Here is a 383-nt window from a genome sequence, read left to right as displayed (position 1 = left end):
CTTGTGTACCGTGGTCATACGCTTACGAGTTGAGTTAAACGGAATTTCATAAACCTTTGGATACTCAGCTTGCAAGTCACGATAAGCATCAACGCCACCGATACCAGCCACCAAGGCGATTTCAGTTGGCAAACCGCTTAGTTGCCCATCTTGCACCGTCACATTAGTTGATAATGCACCAAAGCGAAGTGCATCTGGTACGGTATCAACTTGGTCGACTGGCACAACTTCATCTTTGGTTGCATCCCAAACTTGACGCGCTGTCATCTTGTTTTGCGTCAACGTCCCCGTCTTATCCGATGCAATCACGCTCGCTGATCCCAACGTTTCAACGGCTGGCAAACGACGCACAATCGCGTGGCGGGCAGCCATTCGTTGCACAC

At 50.1% G+C, this 383-nt stretch carries 1 pseudogene; it reads right to left on the bottom strand.

The window, feature by feature from the left end:
• A pseudogene (locus KH400_RS22115) lies at positions 1 to 383 on the bottom strand (hypothetical protein); the annotation flags it as partial.

It is taken from the genome of Desertibacillus haloalkaliphilus (genome assembly GCF_019039105.1).
Taxonomy (GTDB): domain Bacteria; phylum Bacillota; class Bacilli; order Bacillales; family KJ1-10-99; genus Desertibacillus; species Desertibacillus haloalkaliphilus.
This window is presented reverse-complemented; position numbering and strand designations above follow the sequence as displayed.